12 protein-coding genes and 1 pseudogene are annotated in these 21487 nt (G+C 74.3%); 12 read left to right on the top strand and 1 reads right to left on the bottom strand.

Features of this window, described 5'->3' with window-relative positions; genetic code table 11:
- Window positions 1-142: 142 nt before the first annotated feature.
- The 12 genes from ABTX81_RS26540 (at window position 143) to cimA (ending at window position 21279) form a co-directional block, all read left to right on the top strand.
- Window positions 143-319 (top strand): hypothetical protein, encoded by a 177-nt coding sequence (locus ABTX81_RS26540; RefSeq protein WP_350550172.1) that lies wholly within the window; start codon window positions 143-145, stop codon window positions 317-319.
- A 131-nt stretch (window positions 320-450) separates the two neighbouring features.
- Window positions 451-3486 carry a helix-turn-helix transcriptional regulator gene (locus ABTX81_RS26535; protein WP_350550170.1) on the top strand — a complete coding sequence of 1012 codons (3036 nt, stop codon included), beginning with the start codon at window positions 451-453 and terminating at the stop codon, window positions 3484-3486.
- Between the two features lie 628 nt (window positions 3487-4114).
- Window positions 4115-7039 (top strand): putative bifunctional diguanylate cyclase/phosphodiesterase, encoded by a 2925-nt coding sequence (locus ABTX81_RS26530; RefSeq protein ID WP_350550339.1) that lies wholly within the window; start codon window positions 4115-4117, stop codon window positions 7037-7039.
- Window positions 7040-7348: 309 nt separating this feature from the next.
- A complete protein-coding gene (locus ABTX81_RS26525; RefSeq protein ID WP_350550167.1) occupies window positions 7349-9202 on the top strand; it encodes an acetolactate synthase large subunit in 1854 nt (617 codons plus the stop codon).
- Between the two features lie 35 nt (window positions 9203-9237).
- Window positions 9238-9762 carry an acetolactate synthase small subunit gene (gene ilvN / locus ABTX81_RS26520; RefSeq protein WP_030302941.1) on the top strand — a complete coding sequence of 175 codons (525 nt, stop codon included), beginning with the start codon at window positions 9238-9240 and terminating at the stop codon, window positions 9760-9762.
- Between the two features lie 159 nt (window positions 9763-9921).
- Window positions 9922-10920 carry a ketol-acid reductoisomerase gene (ilvC, locus tag ABTX81_RS26515; RefSeq protein ID WP_350550163.1) on the top strand — a complete coding sequence of 333 codons (999 nt, stop codon included), beginning with the start codon at window positions 9922-9924 and terminating at the stop codon, window positions 10918-10920.
- A 242-nt stretch (window positions 10921-11162) separates the two neighbouring features.
- Entirely contained in the window at window positions 11163-12746 is a 1584-nt protein-coding gene (gene serA / locus ABTX81_RS26510; protein ID WP_350550160.1) for a phosphoglycerate dehydrogenase, read from the top strand.
- Between the two features lie 314 nt (window positions 12747-13060).
- Window positions 13061-13222, top strand: coding sequence for a hypothetical protein (locus ABTX81_RS26505; protein ID WP_350550157.1), 162 nt, complete (start codon window positions 13061-13063; stop codon window positions 13220-13222).
- A gap of 224 nt (window positions 13223-13446) precedes the next feature.
- Window positions 13447-16821, top strand: a complete 3375-nt coding sequence (locus ABTX81_RS26500; protein ID WP_350550154.1) for a S8 family serine peptidase — start codon at window positions 13447-13449, stop codon at window positions 16819-16821.
- A gap of 117 nt (window positions 16822-16938) precedes the next feature.
- Entirely contained in the window at window positions 16939-17976 is a 1038-nt protein-coding gene (locus tag ABTX81_RS26495; RefSeq protein ID WP_350550152.1) for a 3-isopropylmalate dehydrogenase, read from the top strand.
- A gap of 220 nt (window positions 17977-18196) precedes the next feature.
- Window positions 18197-19309 (top strand): branched-chain amino acid aminotransferase, encoded by a 1113-nt coding sequence (locus ABTX81_RS26490; protein WP_350550150.1) that lies wholly within the window; start codon window positions 18197-18199, stop codon window positions 19307-19309.
- A 344-nt stretch (window positions 19310-19653) separates the two neighbouring features.
- Window positions 19654-21279 (top strand): citramalate synthase, encoded by a 1626-nt coding sequence (cimA, locus tag ABTX81_RS26485; protein WP_350550147.1) that lies wholly within the window; start codon window positions 19654-19656, stop codon window positions 21277-21279.
- A 106-nt stretch (window positions 21280-21385) separates the two neighbouring features.
- Here cimA and ABTX81_RS26480 read toward each other — a convergent pair.
- Window positions 21386-21487, bottom strand: a pseudogene (locus tag ABTX81_RS26480) (ATP-binding protein); the annotation flags it as partial.

Here is a 21487-nt window from a genome sequence, read left to right as displayed (position 1 = left end):
AAGGGGTGAGGCCGGGCCTTCGTCGTTCCCCGGGCCGGGCTCCTAAGGCGATCGGGCCCCGGAAGATCCGGAAGCCTGCCGATGCCCGGCACCCCCCTGGGAGAGGAGTCTCTACTCAGCGAACGGAACCGACGAAGAACCCATGAGGGGAACCACCGTGATCGAGTACGAGCTCATCAAGCAGCAGGAGCGGGAACTCCAGGCCGTGGCCGAGCACCAGCGACTGGTCCGCGCGGCGAAGACCGCCAAGCGCACCGGGTGGCGGCCGAACGTGGGACTGCGCACCCAGCGGCGCACCGTCCGCGCCGGCGAATGCTGACGGACCGGCACCGAGGTGCCGAGCGGGTCATGGAGGGGGAGGCGCTGCGGGGGAGCGCCTCCCCCTCCGGGCGTTCGCCGGGCGCGATAACCCCTCGGAGCGCGCGGGGCCTCTATGGCATGCTCGCCTCCATGCAGCAGATCTCGGTGAGTCCCGTCTTCGTAGGCCGCGATCCGGAACTCACCGACCTGACGGACGCGCTGCACCGGGCCGGGCGCGGCGAGCCGCAGACCGTGCTGATCGGCGGCGAGGCGGGTGTCGGCAAGACCCGGCTGCTGGAGGAGTTCCTGCGGCTGGCGGACGACCGGGGCGCGCTCACCACCGACGGCGGCTGCCTGGAGGTCGGCGCCGAGGGGCTGCCGTACGCGCCGCTGGCCACCGCGCTGCGCCGGCTGCACCGCTGCCTGGGCACCGAACTGGAGAGCGCCGCCGCCGGGATGGAGGGCCATCTCGCCCGGCTGCTGCCCGACTTCGGCGAGGCCGACGGCGAACCCAACGACGAGTACGGCCGGGCCCGGCTGTTCGAGCACACCGCGAGGCTGTTCGAACGGCTCGGCGCGGACCGTACTTTCGTCCTCGCCGTCGAGGACCTGCACTGGTCCGACCGCTCCACCCGGGAGCTCTTCGCCTACCTGGTCCGCACCCTGCACCGGGCCCGCGTCCTGCTGGTCGCCACCTACCGCAGCGACGACCTGCACCGCCGCCACCCGCTGCGGCCCTTCCTGGCCGAGCTGGAGCGGCTGCGCACCGTGCGCCGGCTGGAGCTGGAGCGCTTCGGCCCCGGCGAGGTGGCCGCCCAGCTGGCCGGCATCCTCGGCACCGCCGCGCCCGACCGGCAGCTGGTCGAGCGCATCCACCGCCGCTCCGAGGGCAACCCGTTCTTCGTCGAGGAGCTGGCCACCGCCGTGCGGGAGGGCTGCTCGGCCGGGCTCACCGACTCGCTGCGGGACATCCTGCTGGTCCGGGTCGAGGCGCTGGACGAAGAGACCCAGCGGGTGCTGCGGATCGCCGCCGAGGGCGGCTCCACCGTCGAGCACGCCCTGCTCGCCGCCGTCCTGGAGGACGAGGAGCGGCTGATCGGCTCGCTGCGCGCGGCGGTCGGCGCCAACATCCTGCGCCCGGACCCGGACGGCGACGGCTACCGGTTCCGGCACGCGCTGGTCCGCGAGGCCGTCTCGGACGACCTGCTGCCCGGCGAGCGGCACCGGATCAACCGCCGGTTCGCCGAGGCCCTGGAGGCCGAGCCGCAGCTGGTCGGCGCCGACGTCCGGCCGGCCCGGCTGGCCAACTACTGGTACCACGCGCACGACCCGGCCCGGGCCCTGCCGACCGCGCTGGACGCGGCCCGCGCCGCCCGCCGCCGCAACGCCTTCGCCGAGCAGCTGCGCATGCTGGAGCGGGCCCTGGAGCTGTGGGACGAGGTGCCCACCGAACTGCTGGCCGGCACCCTGCGCCCGTACGACTGGGCCGAGACCTATCCGCCCTGCTCCTGCGACGCCGACCGGCACGACGAGGACTGCGACCGGCTCTGCCTGATCGACGTGCTGGCCGAGGCGGTGGTCGCGGCCCGCCGCAGCGGCGACCGGGAGCGCGGGCTGAGCCTGGCCAAGCGGGCGCTGCAGCTCGTCGACGAGACCGAGCACCCGGCCCGCGCCGCCTGGTTCCGGATCAACCGCGCCCGGATGCTCGGCCACCTGCGCCGCTCCGGCGACGAGGCGGAGATCGCCTACGCGCACCGGCTGGTCGAGCACCTGCCGCCGTCCGCCGTCCAGGCCGAGGTGTTCGCCCTCGGGGCCGGCGCCGGGATGCTCTCCAACCCCCGCGCCGAGCTGGTGGTGCTCGCCGAGCGGGCCGCCCGGATCGCCCGCGAGGTGGGCGCGCACACCGTCGAGCAGCACGCCCTGATGACGCTCGGCGGGCTGCGCAACGACCTGGACGCCGACCCGGAGGCCGCAGTGGCCCAGCTGACCGCGGCGGTCGAGGCCACCCGCCGGCTCGGCGCCCCGGACCTGCTGCTGCGCGGCCTCAACAACCTCTCCTCGCTGCAGCGCGGCCTCGGCCGGGCCGAGCAGGCCGCGGCGCTGGCCCGCGAGGGGCTGGACGCGGCCCGCCGCAACGGCCTGCAGCGCAACATCGGCACCATCCTGAGCGGGAACCTGGCCGAGGCGCTGATGGACCTCGGGCGGATCGACGAGGCCGAACTGGTGCTCGCCGAGGGCGACCTGACCAGCCCGACCGGCACCCACGCCGAGTTCCTGGACCGGCTGCGCGGGGAGCTGGCGCTGCTCCGCGGCGACCTCGCCGGCGCCGCCGCGCTGCTCGCCCAGGCCCGGTCGGCCAACCGGGTCGGCCAGATCCAGCACTCGGTGCCGATCAGCCGGCTCGCGGTGCGCACCGCCGCCCTGGCGGGCCGCCCGCTGGAGGCCCGCGCCGAGCTCATGGCCGCCCTGGCGGAGGACTTCCCCTGCGGATACCTGGCCGACTTCTTCCCGCTGCTGGTCGACGGCGCCGGCGTCGAGGCGGACAGCCGGGGCCTGCCGGAGGCCGAGCAGGGCCGGGCCGGGGTGCTGGCCCGGATCGCCGAGGTGGCGGCCGGGCTGACCCCGACGGCGCCGCTGCACCACGGCTGGGCCCGGCTGCTGGAGGGCGAACTGGCCCGCGCCGAGGGGGCGGACACCGCGGAGCACTGGGCCGCCGCCGTCGAGTGGCTGCGCCCGACCGGGCTGCCGTACCCGCTGGCGCTCGCCCTGCTGCGGGCCGGCGAGGCCGAGGTGCTGGCCGGACGCCGCGAGGCCGGGGCCGGGTTGCTGCGCGAGGCACGGGAACTGGCGTCCGCCCGGGGCGACGCCGGGCTGCGCGCCGAGGTCGACGCGCTGGCCGATCGGGCCGGTCTGACATCGGTCACGGGCCGCCCGGCATCGGCCGGGGCGCCGCCGGCGGGGGAGTCCTTCGGTCTCACCCCCCGTGAGCGGGACGTGCTCCGATTGCTCGCGCGGGGGCGCACCAACCGGCAGATCGCCGAGGAGCTGTACATCTCGCCGAAGACGGCGAGCGTGCACGTCTCCAACATCCTCGGCAAGCTCGCGGTGGCCGGCCGGGGCGAAGCCGCCGCGCTGGCCCACCGGTTGCGGCTGTTCCCGGAGGATCTGGCCCCGGCCGCCCGCTGACCGCCGGCCGTCCGCCCACCACCCCCGCGGCCGCCGGACCGCGGCCGCCCCGCCGCCCGTCCGGCCGCTGCCGGGCAGGCGCCGCCCCGTGCTCCCGTGCGCGCCGCGTGAGCCCCCGTCCGTGCGCCCCCGCCAACCGGCCCGTTCCGGTGGAATCGGGCGCAATTCCCCACTCCAGGGCCATTACTCTAAGTTGAGTGTGCGTGTCATTGAGTGACCGAAGTGGTGTAGGGTCCCGGACGGGAACATCGGTGTGGCGGGACGGCCGGCAGGCCCCCCGCCCCCTGGGCCACCGCCCCGGTGACGGGGCGCCAGGTCACCGCGTACGGCCACCAGGCGCGCGGCCGGTGGTCCGTGACCGGGGCGCGAGGTCCCGGGCCGGAGGGGGAGAGGCCGAGTGAGCTCCACCGACGCGGTGCTGCCCGGAGCCGGACGGCCGGAGGCACCGGACGCCGCCCTGCTCGCGGACGGACCGCCGCCCTTGACCGGTGCGCCCGCCGGCGTCCGGCCCCCGCCGGGCCCGTCCCCGCGCGGCGTGTCCCGGTACGCCGTCCGCGCGGCCGCCGCGCCGGCGCCCGGGGGCGGCAGACCGCCTGCAGGCGGCGGATCGGGGCCGCTCCGCTGGGCGCTGTGCAGCCGCAAGCTGCCCGGAGCCGTCCTCGGCGTGCTCTGCGCCGCCTACGCCCTCGGCGCGGCCCTCGGCTGGGGCTCGCGCCAGATCGCCGTCTTCATGGGCGACTTCGGCCTGGCCGCCGCCGCCCTCGCCGCCGCGCTCTCCTGTCTCGCGTACGGCTGCACGGTCGGCGGCCACGCCCGCCCGGCCTGGCTGCTGTTCGGCCTCTCCTCGCTCATGGTCGCCTTCGGCAACGGCACCTGGGGCTGGTACGAGCTGGTCGAACGCACCCCGCTGCCGCCGAACTCGCTCGCCGAGTACGCCTTCCTGCTGTTCGCCCCGCTCGCCATCACCGGCGTCCTGGTGCTCGCCCAGCGCCCGCGCACCGCCGCCGGCTGGCTCTGTCTGCTGCTCGACGGCTGGCTGGTGGCCGGCTCGCTGTTCACCCTCAGCTGGAGCCTCGCGCTCGGCCGCACCGCCGCCGGTGAGGCCGGCTCCCCGCTGCGGCTGGCCCTCAACCTGGCCTACCCGGTGCTGGACATCCTGCTCGTCTCGCTGGTCGTCGGCCTGCGCTTCGGCGGCCGCGACGGCAACCGGGCCGCCGTCCACACCGCCATGGTCGGCCTCGCCGTCACCGTGCTCTGCGACGCCCTGTTCACCTCGCCCGAGCTGCGCAGCAGCTACCACTCCGGCGAACTGCTGGACGCCGGCTGGTTCGCCGGCAGCCTTCTGCTCGCCTGGGCGCCGTGGTCCCCGCGCTGGCGCCGGCCGCTGCGCGAGCACCCCGCGCTCGGCGGCCTGCCGCGCCGCCGGGTCGCCACCACCTTCAGCGCGCTCACCCCGTACGCGGCCGCCGCCGTCTGCACCGCCGGGATCCTCTACAACGCCCTCGGCGGGCGCTCGCTGGACCGGGTGGTGGCCTCGGCCGCCTGCACCGTCGGCCTCGCGCTGATCCTGCGGCAGGGCATCATGCTGCTCGACAACCTCTCGCTGGCCCAGGAACTCGCCCACAAGGAGGCGCACTTCCGCTCCTTGGTGCAGGGCTCCAGCGACGTCATCATGATCGCCGGCGCCAACGGCGTGCTCTCCTACGTCTCCCCGGCCGCGCTCGGCGTCTACGGGCGCGATCCGGAGGGACTGGTCGGCGGCAACCTGCTGGACCTCATCCACCCCGAGGACGTCGACCGGGTGCTGCTGGAGGTCCGCCGCTTCCTGGCCCGCGGCCGCCTCGCCGCCCACCGCGACCCGGGCGCCGAACCGCTGCCCGCCGCCCGGGTGGAGTGCCGGATCGGCTCCGGCGCCGGGGAGTGGCTGCACGTCGAGTCGACCGTCGACCGGTACCGCGACGGCCTGATCCTGAACAGTCGCGACGTCACCGAACGGGTCATGCTCCAGGCCCAGTTGCAGCACAACGCCTTCCACGACCCGCTCACCGACCTGCCCAACCGGGCGCTGTTCACCCAGCGGCTGCGCACCGCGCTGGCCGCCCGCGGCCCGCAGGACGAGGCCGGCGCCGGGGTCGCCGTGCTCTTCCTCGACCTGGACGGCTTCAAGGCGGTCAACGACACCGCCGGCCACCAGGTCGGCGACGAGCTGCTCGTCCAGGCCGCCCGCCGGCTCCAGGGCGCCGTGCGCTGCGGGGACACCGTCGCCCGGTTCGGCGGCGACGAGTTCGCCGCCCTGGTCTGCGGCCCGCTCGGCCGTCTCCAGGTCCAGGAGCTCGCCGACCGGCTGCGCACCGCGCTCTCCGAGCCGTACTGGATCGGCGGCAGCGAACTCAGCGTCGCCGCCAGCATCGGCATCGCCTTCGGCAGCCCCGAGCGCGGCCCGGCCGCCGACCCGCGGGCCGGCGCCGACGAGCTGATGCGCAACGCCGACCTCGCGATGTACCGCGCCAAGTCCGAGGGCAAGGGCCGGGTGATGCTCTACAGTCCGGCCATGCGCGCCGACCTGGAGCGCCGCACCGAACTCGACGAGCGGCTCCGGGCGGCCGTCCGGGAGGGCGGCTTCGCACTGCTCCACCAGCCCGTGGTGGACCTCGTGAGCGGCGCGGTCACCGCCGTCGAGGCGCAGGCCCGCTGGCGCTCCGTGCGGGGGCTGCTGCTCACCCCCGCCGAGTTCCTGCGTTCCATCGAACACGGCGACGCCGCCGCCCGGTTCTCCCGCTGGCTGGTCCGCGAGGCGGTCGCCGCCGCCGCGCTGCGCCGAGGCCTGTCGGTCCGCGGCCGCCCCGACCTGCCGCCGGTCCCGGTCTCGGTCCGGCTCTCCGCCGAACGGCTCTGCGCGCCCGGCCTGTACGAGACGGTGGCCGCCGCGCTGCGTGACAGCGGACTGCCCGGCGGCCAGCTGATCGTCGAGGTGTCCCGGACGGGGCCGGACGAACTGGCCGACGAACTCGGCCGCCGGCTCGCCGCGCTGCGCCGGCTGGGCGTCTCCACCGCGCTGGCCGGCTTCGGGGCCGGCGGCGGCTCGCTCGGCGCGCTCGCCCGGCTGCCCCTCGACGGCCTCAAGCTGGACCGCACGCTGGTCCACGACCTCGGCGACTCCGCGCTCGCCCGCACGCTCGCCGGGCACGCCCTGCGGCTCGGCCGCGACCTCGGTCTGGTCACCGGCGCCGAGGGCGTCGACCTGCCCCGCCAGGTGGGCGTGCTGCAGGAGTTGGGCTGCCGCCAGGTGCAGGGCTCGGCCTTCTCGGCGCCGCTGGACGAGGCCAGACTGCGGGGCGCGCTGGCCCGCCGCGCCTACCCGGTGCCGCGGCCGCCCGGCCCGCCGTCGGCCCGGCGGGCCCATCCGGCCGCGGACCCTCGGACGAGTGGACGCGCGGAGGGTGTCCAGGGACGTGTCGTAGCTCACCACAGCCCCTCCGACCTGCCCGAACACCAGGCCGTCCGGGGTCCGGGAGCGGGTCCGCATGGCGAGACTGCCGTCCCACCTGCTTGACAGTCGGGCCTTGACGGGAGGAAGGTCATTGCCATGCGCACCCGAATTCTCGTACTTGGCGGGCGCGTCGGCTGAGCGGGCCATGCCCCGCTCGTGACAGACCGACGCGCCACCCCTCGCATGCCCTTGGGCACGAGGGGTTTTTTGTTGCACCGACGCCGTTCCACCACTGCAAGACCCCTGGCCCCGTGGCCCCGCGAAAGGGACGATTGGGGCAGAGCCGGCGATCGGCCCGCAAGCGGGACCCCATCCCTCGACCCCCGGGGCCCGCAACCACCGGGCCGGCCAGAACCGAGAAGAGACAGGCAGATGACTGAGCACGCCGCAGCCCCCCGCCGCGGGGACACCCCGGCCGCCCACGCTCCCGCTCCGCAGCACGTCGTCGAGACCATGACCGGCGCCCAGTCGCTCATCCGCTCGCTGGAGGCCGTCGGGGCGGACACCGTCTTCGGCATCCCCGGCGGGGCCATCCTTCCCGCGTACGACCCGCTGATGGACTCGACCAAGGTCCGCCACATCCTCGTCCGCCACGAGCAGGGCGCCGGCCACGCCGCCACCGGGTACGCGCAGGCCACCGGCCGGGTCGGCGTCTGCATGGCGACCTCCGGCCCGGGCGCGACCAACCTGGTCACCCCGATCGCCGACGCCTACATGGACTCGGTGCCGATCGTCGCGATCACCGGCCAGGTCTCCTCCCAGGCGATCGGCACGGACGCCTTCCAGGAGGCGGACATCTGCGGCATCACCATGCCGATCACCAAGCACAACTACCTGGTCACCGACCCGGCCGAGATCCCCCGGGTGATCGCCGAGGCGTTCCACATCGCCGCCACCGGCCGCCCCGGTCCGGTCCTGGTCGACATCGCCAAGGACGCCCTGCAGGCCACCACCACCTTCCGCTGGCCGGTCGAGACCTCGCTGCCCGGCTACCGCCCGGTGACCAAGCCGCACGCCAAGCAGATCCGCGAGGCCGCGAAGATGCTGGTCACCGCCAAGCGGCCGGTGCTGTACGTCGGCGGCGGCGTCATCAAGGCGGGTGCCACGGCCGAGCTGCGGATCCTCGCCGAGCTGACCGGCGCCCCGGTGGTCACCACCCTGATGGCGCTCGGCGCCTTCCCGGACAGCCACCCGCAGCACCTGGGCATGCCCGGCATGCACGGCTCCGTCCCGGCGGTCACCGCGCTGCAGAAGGCGGACCTGCTCTTCACCCTCGGCGCCCGCTTCGACGACCGGGTCACCGGCAAGCTGGACAGCTTCGCGCCGTACGCCAAGGTCGTCCACGCGGACATCGACCCGGCCGAGATCGGCAAGAACCGCCCGGCCGACGTGCCGATCGTCGGCGACGCCCGCGAGGTGCTGGCCGACCTCATCGTCGCCGTCCAGGCCGAGTTCGACGCCGGCCACAAGGGCGACTACGGCGACTGGTGGGAGCGGCTCGACGAGTGGAAGCGGACCTACCCGCTGGGCTACGAGCCCCCGGCGGGCGGCCAGCTCTCCCCGCAGCAGGTCATCGAGCGGATCGGCCGGCTGGTCGGCCCGGACGCCATCTACGCGGCGGGCGTCGGCCAGCACCAGATGTGGAGCTCGCAGTTCATCCGGTTCGAGAAGCCGGGCACCTGGCTCAACTCCGGCGGCGCCGGGACGATGGGCTACGCCGTGCCGGCCGCGATGGGCGCCAAGGCGGGCCGCCCGGAGACCGCGGTCTGGGCGATCGACGGCGACGGCTGCTTCCAGATGACCAACCAGGAGCTGGTGACCTGCGCCCTGAACGGCATCCCGATCAAGGTCGCGGTCATCAACAACGGTTCGCTGGGCATGGTCCGGCAGTGGCAGACGCTGTTCTACAACCAGCGCTACTCCAACACCGTGCTGCACGCCGGCCCCGGCCACGACGGCATCGAGCCGCCCGCCCAGGGCACCCGGATCCCCGACTTCGTCCTGCTCGCCGAGGCGATGGGCTGCGTCGGCCTGCGCTGCGAGCGCCCCGAGGACCTCGACGCGGTGATCAAGCAGGCGATGGAGATCGACGACCGCCCGGTGGTCATCGACTTCATCGTCCACCAGGACGCCATGGTCTGGCCGATGGTCGCGGCCGGCACCAGCAACGACGAGATCCAGTTCGCCCGCGGGGTGCGCCCCGACTTCGGCGACGACCTCGACTGAGCCCCTTCCGGAACGACCAAGGGAACCCACGACCCATGTCCAAGCACACCCTGTCCGTCCTGGTCGAGAACAAGCCCGGCGTGCTCGCCCGGATCGCCGCGCTGTTCTCCCGTCGGGGCTTCAACATCGACTCCCTCGCCGTCGGACCCACCGAGCATCCGGACGTGTCCCGGATGACCATCGTGGTCAACGTCGAGGACCTCCCGCTGGAACAGGTCACCAAGCAGCTCAACAAGCTCGTCAACGTGATAAAGATCGTCGAACTCGACCAGTCCGCTGCGATCCAGCGGGAACTGGTCCTGGTGAAGGTCCGCGCCGACAACGAGACCCGGTCGCAGATCGTCGAGATCGTCCAGCTGTTCCGCGCCAAGACGGTCGACGTGTCCCCGGACGCGGTGACCATCGAGGCCACCGGAAGCTCGGACAAGCTGGAGGCCATGCTCCGGATGCTGGAGCCTTACGGCATCAAGGAGTTGGTCCAGTCCGGCCTGGTCGCCATCGGACGCGGCGCCCGTTCGATCACGGACCGCTCGCTGCGCGCCCTCGACCGCAGCGCCTGACGCGCCGCGGTCCTGTCCCACCCGCCCGTCGCCCACCACCGCCCCTCCAACGGCGCGCTGGCGCACGGCACCCCCTGAAGCACCGCCCCATCACCGGGTCCGCATACGGTAGGAACCGACGCAGACCCAGGCAAACCACTCGCAAGGAGATGTGCCCCCGTGGCCGAGCTGTTCTACGAAGACGACGCCGACCTGTCCATCATCCAGGGCCGCAAGGTCGCGGTCATCGGCTACGGCAGCCAGGGCCACGCCCACGCGCTGTCCCTGCGCGACTCGGGCGCGGACGTCCGGGTCGGCCTGAAGCCGGAGTCCAAGTCCCGCCAGAAGGCCGAGGAGGCCGGTCTGCGCGTGGTCACCCCCGCCGAGGCCGCGGCCGAGGCCGACGTCATCATGATCCTGGTCCCGGACCCGATCCAGGCCGACGTCTACGAGGCGGACATCGCCCCGCACCTGAAGGCCGGGGACGCCCTGTTCTTCGGCCACGGCCTGAACATCCGCTTCGGCTTCATCAAGCCGCCGGCCGACGTCGACGTCTGCATGGTCGCCCCGAAGGGCCCGGGCCACCTGGTCCGCCGCCAGTACGAGGAGGGCCGCGGCGTCCCGGCGATCGTCGCCGTCGAGCAGGACGCCTCCGGCAAGGCCTTCGACCTGGCGCTGTCCTACGCCAAGGGCCTGGGCGCCACCAAGGCCGGCGTCATCAAGACCACCTTCACCGAGGAGACCGAGACCGACCTGTTCGGTGAGCAGGCCGTCCTCTGCGGTGGCACCGCCGCCCTGGTGAAGGCCGGTTTCGAGACCCTGGTCGAGGCCGGCTACCAGCCGGAGATCGCCTACTTCGAGTGCCTGCACGAGCTGAAGCTCATCGTCGACCTGATGTACGAGGGCGGCCTGGAGAAGATGCGCTGGTCGGTCTCCGAGACCGCCGAGTGGGGCGACTACGTCACCGGCCCGCGGATCATCACCGACGCCACCAAGGCCGAGATGAAGAAGGTCCTCGCCGAGATCCAGGACGGCACCTTCGCCAACACCTGGATCGCCGAGTACAAGGCCGGTCTGCCCAAGTACAACGAGTACAAGAAGGCCGACGAGGACCACCTGCTGGAGACCACCGGCAAGAAGCTGCGCAAGCTGATGAGCTGGGTCAAGGAAGAGGCCTGAGCGACCCCCGGGGCGCACTGAATCGGACCCTCTCGATTTTGTAACGCCCTTGTACAACTAGGCTGCTCCCGTCCGGGTGATTTCGCCGGACGGGAGCAGCCGGACATCCAGCCCGTCGATACACTTCCGAGTGCGCGTCAGGCCCACAGCGTCGTGCGTCTACCTACGCGGCATGCCACCTTCCCCCGCCCTCCACGCCACCTTCGTGCTCGGGGGAACCGGACAGTTAAGGACACACTGTCGTGAGCAAATCCGTAGTTCTGATCGCCGAAGAGCTCTCGCCCGCCACGGTCGACGCCCTTGGCCCCGACTTCGAGATCCGCCACTGCAACGGCGCGGACCGCACCGAGCTGCTGACCGCCATCGCGGACGTCGACGCCGTCCTGATCCGCTCCGCCACCAAGGTCGACGCCGAGGCGCTGGCCGCCGCGCGCAAGCTCAAGGTCGTCGCCCGGGCCGGCGTCGGCCTCGACAACGTGGACGTCTCCGCCGCCACCAAGGCCGGCGTCATGGTCGTGAACGCGCCGACCTCCAACATCGTCACCGCCGCCGAGCTCGCCTGCGGCCTGCTGATCTCCGTCGCCCGCAACATCGCGCCGGCCAACGCCGCGCTCAAGGGCGGCGAGTGGAAGCGCAACAAGTACACCGGCGTGGAGCTGAGCGAGAAGGTCCTCGGCGTCGTCGGCCTCGGCCGGATCGGCGTGCTGGTCGCCCAGCGGATGTCCGCGTTCGGCATGAAGATCGTCGCGTACGACCCCTACATCCAGGCCGCCCGCGCCGCGCAGATGGGCGTCAAGCTGGTCTCGCTGGAGGAGCTGCTGGAGGTCTCGGACTTCATCACCGTCCACCTCCCGAAGACCCCGGAGACCATCGGCCTGATCGGCGACGAGGCGCTGCACAAGGTCAAGCCGACCGTCCGGATCGTCAACGCCGCCCGCGGCGGCATCGTGGACGAGGACGCGCTGCTCAGCGCCCTGCGCGACGGCCGGGTGGCCGGCGCCGGCCTGGACGTGTACGCCAAGGAGCCGTGCACCGACTCCCCGCTGTTCGCGCTCGACAATGTGGTGGCCACCCCGCACCTGGGCGCCTCGACCGACGAGGCCCAGGAGAAGGCCGGCATCGCGGTCGCCCGCTCGGTGCGCCTGGCGCTGGCCGGCGAGCTGGTGCCGGACGCGGTCAACGTCCAGGGCGGCGTGATCGCCGAGGACGTCCGCCCGGGCCTGCCGCTGGCCGAGAAGCTCGGCCGGATCTTCACCGCGCTGGCCGGCGAGGTGGCCGTCCGGCTCGACGTCGAGGTGCGCGGCGAGATCACCCAGCACGACGTCAAGGTGCTCGAACTGTCCGCCCTCAAGGGCGTGTTCGAGGATGTCGTGGCGGAGACGGTGTCCTACGTCAACGCTCCGCTGTTCGCCCAGGAGCGCGGCGTGGAGGTGCGGCTGACCACCTCCAGCGAGAGCCCCGAGCACCGCAACGTCATCACCGTGCGCGGCACCCTCGCCAACGGTGAGGAGATCGCCATCTCCGGCACGCTGGCCGGCCCCAAGCAGGTCCAGAAGATCGTCGGCGTGGACGCCTTCGACGTGGACGTGGCGCTCACCGACCACATGGCCTTCTTCAAGTACGAGGACCGCCCGGGCGTGGTCGGCGTCCTCGGCCGCCACCTCGGCGACGCCGGCATCAACATCGCCGGCATGCAGGTCGCCCGTGAGGGCAGCGGCGCGCTGGCCTCCCTCACCGTGGACAGCGAGATCCCGCAGGAGGTGCTGGCGGCCATCGCGGCCGAGATCGGCGCCCGCTTCGCCCGCTCGGTCGACCTGGGCGCCTGAGCCCCGCGAAGCCCCGCAGACCGTCCCTGACCAGGGCCCGGACCGCCGCACGTACGGCGGTCCGGGCCCTGGTGCGTTCCTCCGGGTGACCGTCGTCTCAGATAGTAGGAAATCCAAGTATTCGTGCAGACACCGCCGGACCGGGGCCTTACGGTGGTGGAAGCCGTACGGTGTGCCGCCCCTGTAGCCAGGATGCGCGGCCCGTGCGCGCCCGTACGCCCGATGGGCAGGCGACCCCCGCCCGGTGTACCTCCCCCCTCCTCCCCACCGCCGCGTCCGTTCCCACGGCGCGTATCGAACCAAGGAGCCCCGGCATGCCCCCGACCGCCGACCGCCACGCCGCTTCCGCCCCCGCCGCCCCGCAGACCCGCGTCCCGCGCCGCCGCCGGGCCGCCGAGCGGAACCCCTTCGCCGCCGCCGCGCTCCAGCGCGCGCTGGACCGCCGGGACAACGGCGGCGTGACCGGCCACCACTGAGCCCCCTTCGGTCCATGGTGGCGTTCATCCGCCGATTGGGCCGGACGGGCTGACGGAGTGTCACTCCAAGGGATGCAACTTGCCACCGTTCGGGGGAGGTTGCTCGCCCCGACCGGCGCGATATTCCTAATTTGGGACCCCCGGAAGGGTGATCGACGGCCGCGCGGGCGGGCGTCAGCGGCACCGGATGCGGATCAGTTCCCCCGGCCGGGGGAGAGGACCCCATGCGTCGTCCCACCGTCCGCCGGCCGCTCGCCCGGATCGGCCTCGCGCTGGCCCTGCTGGCCGGTCCGGCGCTGCTCACCGGCGCCGCCCCGGCCGCCGGCGCCCCGCCGGCGACCCCCGCGGCCGAGCCGCCCGTTCCCGTCCTGCTGGAACTCGCCACCGAGCCCGTCGCCCCCGTCTGGCGGCGGGCCGGCGACGAGGCCCGGCGGCAGCGGCGCTCCCCGGAGGCCGTCCGCCGGGAGGCCGCCCGGGCCGGCGCCGAGCAGCGGGCCCGTGCCTCCACCGCGCTGGACCGGCTGGCCGACGCCGTGCACGGCGCGGTGCCCGGCGCCCGCGAGCTCTACCGCACCCGCACCCTGGTCACCGGCCTCGCGGTGAGCGCGCCGGCCGGCCGGCTGCCCGCGCTGCGCGCCCTGCCCGGGGTCGCGGCCGTGCACCCGATCGTCCGCAAGCGGCGCGACAACGCCCACTCGGTGCCGGTGACCGGCGCGCCCGCGGTCTGGGCGTCCGGCTCGGCCGACGCCGGGGCCTCCGGCACCACCGGGCAGGGCGTGCGGATCGGCGTCGCCGACAGCGGCATCGACTACACCCACGCCGACTTCGGCGGCCCCGGCACCGAGGAGGCGTTCCGGTCGGTCGACGGCGCGCGGCCCGCGCCCGCCGGGCTCTTCCCCAGCGCCAAGGTGATCGGCGGCCGCGACCTGGTCGGCGACGACTACCAGCCCGACCCGGACGCCCCGCAGTACCAGCCCGACCCGCGCCCCGACGACAACCCGATCGACTGCGACCGCAACGGCCACGGCACCCATGTGGCCGGCACCGCCGCCGGCCTCGGCGTCACCGCCGACGGGCAGCCCTACCGCGGCCCCTACCGGCCCGGACTGGACCCGGCCGGCTTCAAGGTCGGCCCCGGCGCCGCGCCCGGCGCCCAGCTGTACGCGATCCGGGTCTTCGGCTGCGACGGCTCCACCGACCAGCTCGGCCACGCCCTCGACCTGGCCGCCGACCCGGACGGCGACGGCGACCCGAGCGACCGCCTCGACGTCCTCAACCTCTCGCTCGGCAGCCGCTTCGGCTCCACCGACGACGCCGACGCGCTCGCCGTCGACCGGCTCGCCGCCCTCGGCACCGTGGTGGTCGCCGCCGCGGGCAACGAGGGCGACGTGTACGGCATCGGCGGCAGCCCCGGCACCGCCGCCCGGGCCGTCGCCGTCGCCGCCTCCGTCGACCCGCACGGCGACGCCGACGGCATCACCGTGCTCGACCCGCCGCCGCTCGCCGGTGTCCTCCCGGCCCACTGGAGCGCCCGCTACCGGGACTGGTCCACCGCCGACGTGGCCGGCGAACTCGCGCTGCCCGCCGACCAGCCGGACGGCTGCACGGCCTTCTCCGAGGCCGACCGGCAGCGGCTCGCCGGGCGGATCGCGGTGCTCGCCTGGAAGACCCGCGAGTCCGAGCGCGCCTGCGGCTCGGGCCCGCGCGCCGACCATGTCGCCGAGACGGGCGCGATCGGCGCCCTGCTGGCGGCCGACGACGACCACCTCGCGGAGATCTCCGGCAACGACCGGGTGCCGCTCGCCCTGCTCGGCCGCGCCGACGGCGAACGGCTGCGCGCGGCCGCCGCCGCCGGTACGGTCCGGGTCCGCCTCGCCGCGCCCGGCAACCCGCTGCACGGCACCGCCGCCCAGGACCAGCCGCAGCGGCTCGACACCCTCACCGACTTCACCTCGCGCGGCATCGGCGTGCCCGGTGTCGTCAAACCGGACCTGGCCGCCCCCGGCGAGACCATCTGGTCCGCCCTGGTCGCCAGCGGCACCGGCGGGCAGCGCGAGGACGGCACCTCGATGGCCACCCCGCACGTCGCCGGGCTGGCCGCGCTGGTCCGCGCGGTCCATCCGGACTGGACCGTGGAGCAGGTCAAGGCCGCGCTGATGAACACCGCCGGGGACACCTGGCTCGGCGACGGCGGCACCGGCCCCGTCTACGGGCCCGAGCGCACCGGCGCCGGCCGGGCCGCCGTGGACCGCGCCGTGCGCACCCCGGCCGTCGCCTACGCGGCGGGGGAGGGCGCGGTCGAGGGCGCGGTCGGCGTCTCCTTCGGCCCGGTCGCCGTCACCGGCCCGCTCGCCCCGGTCCGCGAGGTCGAGGTGCGCAACCTCTCCGCCGCCCCGGTCGCCTACCGGACCGGCTACGCGGCCGCCACCGAGGTGCCCGGCGCCCGCTTCGAGCTCGCGCCCGACCGGGTCGAGATCCCGCCCGGCGGCGCCGCGCGGGTGCGGGTCACCCTCCGGGTGCCCGGCGCGCTCGGCCGCGTCCCCGACCCGACGACCGCCACCCTCCAGGGCGGCCGGGCCCGCAGCTACCGCGCCGAGCTCTCCGGCCGGCTGCTGCTCACCCCGGACGACCCGGCCGCGCCCGGGCTGCGGGTACCGCTGTTCGCCGCCCCGCGGGCCGCCTCCGAGCTGGCCGCCACCGCCCCGGTCCGCACCACCCGCACCGGCGCGCTGGCCGTCCTCACCGGCTCCGACGCCCCCGGCGGCGGGCCCGGCCTGGTCAGCGCCTTCGCGCTCGGCGGGGAGGGCGCCCGCTGGGCCGACTGCCCGCCGGACAGCGGGGCGGCGGTCGGACCCGGCGCGGGCATCGTCCCGGAGGGGAGCACCGGGGAGGCGGAGCACCTCCAGGACCTCTGCGTCGAGCACGCCGGTGACCGGGCCGCCGACCTGCGGGCCGTCGGCGCCGCCAGCGACGCGCCCGCCGTCGCCGGCGACCCGCTCGCCGAGGGCCGGCTCTACCTCGGCGCCCGGGTGTGGGCGCCGGCCGCCACCCCGGTCGGGCTGTTCGCCGTCCGGGCCGCGCTGGACACCGACGGGGACGGCGCCACCGATGTGATCGTCAAGGCCGACCGGCTGCGCGGCAGCGACGTCCTGGTGGCCCGCGCCCTGGACGCCCGCACCGGCGCCGAGCTGGACGTCCAGCCGCTGAACGCCCGGTGGGGCGACACCGACACCGCCCTGTTGGACTCCGACGCGGTGGTCCTGCCGGTCCGCCTGGCCGTGCTGCCGGGCATCGGCCCCGGGCACAGCACCGTCCGCTACGCCCTGTGGACCGGCCTCACCGGCTCCGGCGCCCCCGACCCGGCCGAGGCCTTCTCCGCGATCGGCCTGCAGGGCATCCGGCCCACCCTCCCGTTCGACGTCCTCCACCCCGCCGTCGACATCCGCACCGGCCCCGGCGGCCCCACCGCCGTCGCCGCCCCCGTCCACCCCGCCACCGTCCTCGACATCCGCCACCCCGAGGGTGACCGCTCCCGTCTGCTCCTCCTCCACCACCTCAACCCGGAGGCCGACCGCAGCCAGGTGCTGCCCCTGCCGTAGTGCCTGCTGAGGGGCGTGCGCCGATCTGCGCACGCCCCTCACGTGACCGAGTGGCCGGTTTGTCCGAATGGCGGACGGCGGATGTCAGGCTGTGGGACACCGGAGTAGCCTCCGAGCATGTCTCGCACGATTCGTCTCGCAGTCGTCCCCGGTGACGGTATCGGCCAGGAAGTGGTGGCCGAGGGTCTCAAGGTCCTGGGGGCCGTGCTTCCCGCCGATGTGAAGCTGGAGACCACCGAGTTCGACCTCGGGGCCCGGCGCTACCACCGCACCGGTGAGACGCTCCCGGACAGCGTCCTGGCGGAGCTCAAGGCCCACGACGCGATCCTGCTCGGCGCCATCGGCGACCCGAGCGTGCCGTCCGGCGTGCTGGAGCGGGGGCTGCTGCTCAAGCTGCGGTTCGCCTTCGACCACCACATCAACCTCCGTCCGGGGCGGCTCTTCCCCGGGGTGAAGTCCCCGCTGGCCGGTGACCCGCGGATCGACTTCGTGGTCGTCCGCGAGGGCACCGAGGGCCCGTACGTCGGCAACGGCGGCACGCTGCGCACCGGGACCGAGCACGAGGTGGCCACCGAGGTCAGCCTCAACACCGCGTACGGCATCGAGCGCGTGGTGCGCGACGCCTACCGCCGGGCCCAGGCGCGTCCGCGCAAGAAGCTGACCCTGGTGCACAAGAACAACGTGCTGGTGCACGCCGGCCACCTGTGGACCCGGATCTTCGAGCAGGTCGGCCGGGAGTTCCCCGAGGTCACCACCGACTACCTGCACGTCGACGCGGCGACCATCTTCTTCGTCACCCAGCCCGAGCGGTTCGACGTCATCGTGACCGACAACCTGTTCGGCGACATCCTGACCGACCTGGCCGCCGCCGTCACCGGCGGGATCGGCCTGGCCGCCAGCGGCAACATCAACCCGAGCGGCGCCTTCCCGTCGATGTTCGAGCCCGTGCACGGCTCGGCGCCGGACATCGCCGGCCAGGGCAAGGCCGACCCGACCGCCACCGTGCTGTCGGTCGCCATGCTGCTCGACCACCTCGGCTACCCCGCCGAGGCCGCCCGGATCGAGGACGCGGTCGCCGCGGACCTCACCGAGCGCACCGGGACCCGTACCACCACCCAGGTCGGCGACGCGCTGGCCGCCCGAGTATCCGCCTAGGAGGCCGGAACCCGACAGACGGTGTTCCGGCCCCCACCGGGCCGGACCCCATAACGGCAGCTTGCGGATCTCCAAGGAGTCCGCGGCTGTTCGGCACGGCCCTCTGGATGCGAGTATCGACAGTGGGCCGTGCCGTCGTGCGTCCGTTCCACCCGCGAGGGGAGGAACGTTCACCCGGCGGAGCGGCCCGGACCAACCCCACGGTGAAGGACACACAGCCATGAGCACGCCCACCCAGGCGCCCATCACGTTCGACCTCAAGCCCTCCGCCCACCCGCTCTCCCCGGCGGAGCGCGAGGCCCGGCTGGCCAACCCGGGCTTCGGGCGCGTGTTCACCGACCACATGGTCACCATCCGCTGGACGGAGGGCGTGGGCTGGCACGACGCCCAGCTGGCGCCCTACGCGCCGATCGAGATGGACCCGGCCAACATGACCCTCCACTACGGCCAGTCGATCTTCGAGGGCCTCAAGGCCTACCGCCAGGCCGACGGCTCGATCGCGACCTTCCGCCCGGAGGCCAACGCCGCCCGCTTCCAGGCCTCCGCCCGCCGCCTGGCCATGCCCGAGCTGCCGGTCGAGACCTTCGTCGAGGCGGTCGAGCTGCTCGTCCAGCAGGAGCAGGCCTGGGTCCCGAACGAGCCGGAGCAGAGCCTCTACCTGCGCCCGTTCATGTTCGCCACCGAGGTCGGGCTGGGCGTCCGCCCGGCCAACTCCTACCTCTTCATGATCATCGCCTCGCCGGCCGGCGCCTACTTCCCCGGCGGCGTCAAGCCGGTCTCGGTCTGGCTCTCCGAGGACTACGTCCGCGCCGCCCCCGGTGGCACCGGCGCCGCCAAGTGCGCCGGCAACTACGCCGCCTCCCTGGTCGCCCAGGCCGAGGCCGCCGCCAAGGGCTGCGACCAGGTGGTCTGGCTCGACGCCGCCGAGCACCGGTGGATCGAGGAGATGGGCGGCATGAACCTCTACTTCGTCTTCGGCGAGGGCGAGAACGCCCGGATCGTCACCCCCGAGCTGTCCGGCGCGCTGCTGCCCGGCATCACCCGCGACTCGCTGCTGCAGCTTGCCGGGGACCTCGGCCACGCCGTCGAGGAGCGCCGGATCTCCACCGACGAGTGGAAGCGGGGCAACGCCGACGGCACCCTCACCGAGGTCTTCGCCTGCGGCACCGCCGCCGTCATCACCCCGGTCGGCTCGGTGAAGTCCAACGGCGGCGACTGGACCGTCGGCGCCGGCGAGCCCGGCCCGGTCACCATGGAGCTGCGCCGCGCCCTGCTCGCCATCCAGGGCGGCCAGGCCCCCGACACCCACGGCTGGCTGCACAAGATCGTCTGACTCCGCCGCCACGGCCCGCCCGTCCCGGATCGCGAGACGGGCGGGCCGCGGTACGGATGATGTGCCTACACTGCGAGCGTGTCCTCGCTGTCGCTGATTATTAGCAGCAGGCGCGCCGGTCCGCAGTGACCGCCACCGCACCACCCGATGCGGGGCGACCACCAGCGTCCAGACCCGCGCGCAGACCTCTCGCACCCGCGAGGGGTCTTTTTGTTTCCCCGGACCGGCCACAGGCCCCCACAAGGGGCCCAGGGACACCGGGCGCGCGCGGGATGCTGGACAGTGGAGCCGGATCAGCACCGGCAGAGCAGTAACCGACCTCCCGGAACGGAGAACCCAGGGTCATGACCCAGGCGACCAACCTCCCCGACGACGCCTTCCACGTCTTCGACACCACCCTGCGCGACGGCGCCCAACGCGAGGGCATCAACCTCACGGTGGCCGACAAGCTGGCCATCGCCCGGTACCTGGACGAGTTCGGCGTCGGCTTCATCGAGGGCGGCTGGCCCGGCGCGAACCCCCGGGACACCGAGTTCTTCGCCCGCGCCGCCGAGGAGCTGGAGCTCAAGCACGCGCAGCTGGTCGCCTTCGGTGCCACCCGGCGGGCCGGCGGCAGCGCCGCCGACGACCCGCAGCTGGCCGCGCTGGTGAACTCCGGCGCCCCCGTGATCACCCTGGTCGCCAAGTCCCACGACCGGCACGTCGAGCTCGCGCTGCGCACCACCCTCGACGAGAACCTGGAGATGGTCCGCGACAGCGTCGCCTACCTGCGCTCCCGGGGCCGCCGGGTCTTCATCGACTGCGAGCACTTCTTCGACGGCTACCGGGCCAACCGGGAGTACGCGCTCTCGGTGGTCCGCGCCGCCCACGAGGCCGGCGCCGACGTGGTGGTGCTCTGCGACACCAACGGCGGGATGCTGCCCTCCGGCGTGCGCGAGATCGTCGCCGACGTCCTGGCCGACTGCGCCACCTACAAGCCGGGCGCCCGGATCGGTGTCCACGCCCAGGACGACACCGGCTGCGCCGTCGCCAACACCCTGGCCGCGGTCGACGCCGGCGCCACCCACGTCCAGTGCACCGCCAACGGCTACGGCGAGCGGGTCGGCAACGCCAACCTCTTCCCGGTGGCCGGCGCCCTGGAACTCAAGTACGACCGCCGGGTGCTGCCGCCCGGCAGCCTCGCCGAGATGACCCGGATCTCGCACGCGATCGCCGAGCTGGTGAACCTCACCCCCTCCACCCATCAGCCCTACGTCGGCTTCTCCGCCTTCGCCCACAAGGCCGGCCTGCACGCCTCGGCGATCAAGGTCGACCCGGACCTGTACCAGCACATCGACCCGGAGACGGTCGGCAACACCATGCGGATGCTGGTCTCCGACATGGCCGGCCGCGCCTCCGTCGAGCTCAAGGGCAAGGAGCTCGGCTACGACCTCTCCACCGACCGGGACCTCGCCGGCCGGGTGGTCGCCAAGGTCAAGGAGCAGGAGAGCCTCGGCTACACCTACGAGTCCGCCGACGCCTCCTTCGAGCTGCTGCTCCGCGACGAGGTGCGCGGCCGCCGCGAGCGCTTCTTCACCCTGGAGTCGTGGCGGACCATCAGCGAGCAGGGCCCGGGCGGCACCACCGGCAACGAGGCGACGGTCAAGCTCTGGGCCAAGGGCGAGCGGATGATCGCCACCGGCGAGGGCAACGGCCCGGTCGACGCGCTGGACCGGGCGCTGCGCACCGCGCTGGAGCGGATCTACCCGCAGCTGGCCGCACTGGAGCTGGTGGACTACAAGGTCCGCATCCTGGAGGGCCAGCACGGCACCGGCTCCAAGACCCGGGTGCTGATCGACACCGCCGACGGCACCGCGACCTGGTCCACCGTCGGGGTGGCCGACAACGTGGTGGCCGCCTCCTGGCTGGCGCTGGAGGACGCCTACACCCACGGCCTGCTGCGGGCCGGCCTGGAGCCGGACGCCGTGTAGCACCGGGCGGGGACGGCGCGGCGCGGCCCGTGGACCGGAGGGTCCGCGGGCCGCGCCGCGCGGCCGTGCGTGGTGGGGTGGTGCGTCGTCGGGCGGCGCCCCCGGTTCACCGAAGGCGGGCGAGGAGGGCGTGTTCGACGAGGGTGATGAGGGCGCTCTTGGCGCTGTCGCGGCGTCGGGCGTCCAGGGTGATGACGGGGGTGTCGCT

Origin of the sequence: Kitasatospora sp. NPDC097605 (assembly GCF_040302725.1) — a bacterium.
Classification (GTDB): domain Bacteria; phylum Actinomycetota; class Actinomycetes; order Streptomycetales; family Streptomycetaceae; genus Kitasatospora.
This window is presented reverse-complemented; position numbering and strand designations above follow the sequence as displayed.

Excerpts from the sequence above, each read along its gene's own strand:
- ABTX81_RS26540 (WP_350550172.1), top strand. The coding sequence starts at position 143 with ATGAGGGGAACCACCGTGATCGAGTACGAGCTCATCAAGCAGCAGGAG.
- ABTX81_RS26505 (WP_350550157.1), top strand. The coding sequence starts at position 13,061 with ATGCCCCCGACCGCCGACCGCCACGCCGCTTCCGCCCCCGCCGCCCCG.
- ABTX81_RS26500 (WP_350550154.1), top strand. The coding sequence starts at position 13,447 with ATGCGTCGTCCCACCGTCCGCCGGCCGCTCGCCCGGATCGGCCTCGCG.
- cimA (WP_350550147.1), top strand. The coding sequence starts at position 19,654 with ATGACCCAGGCGACCAACCTCCCCGACGACGCCTTCCACGTCTTCGAC.
- ABTX81_RS26495 (WP_350550152.1), top strand. The coding sequence starts at position 16,939 with ATGTCTCGCACGATTCGTCTCGCAGTCGTCCCCGGTGACGGTATCGGC.
- ABTX81_RS26525 (WP_350550167.1), top strand. The coding sequence starts at position 7,349 with ATGACTGAGCACGCCGCAGCCCCCCGCCGCGGGGACACCCCGGCCGCC.
- ABTX81_RS26490 (WP_350550150.1), top strand. The coding sequence starts at position 18,197 with ATGAGCACGCCCACCCAGGCGCCCATCACGTTCGACCTCAAGCCCTCC.
- ABTX81_RS26535 (WP_350550170.1), top strand. The coding sequence starts at position 451 with ATGCAGCAGATCTCGGTGAGTCCCGTCTTCGTAGGCCGCGATCCGGAA.
- ilvN (WP_030302941.1), top strand. The coding sequence starts at position 9,238 with ATGTCCAAGCACACCCTGTCCGTCCTGGTCGAGAACAAGCCCGGCGTG.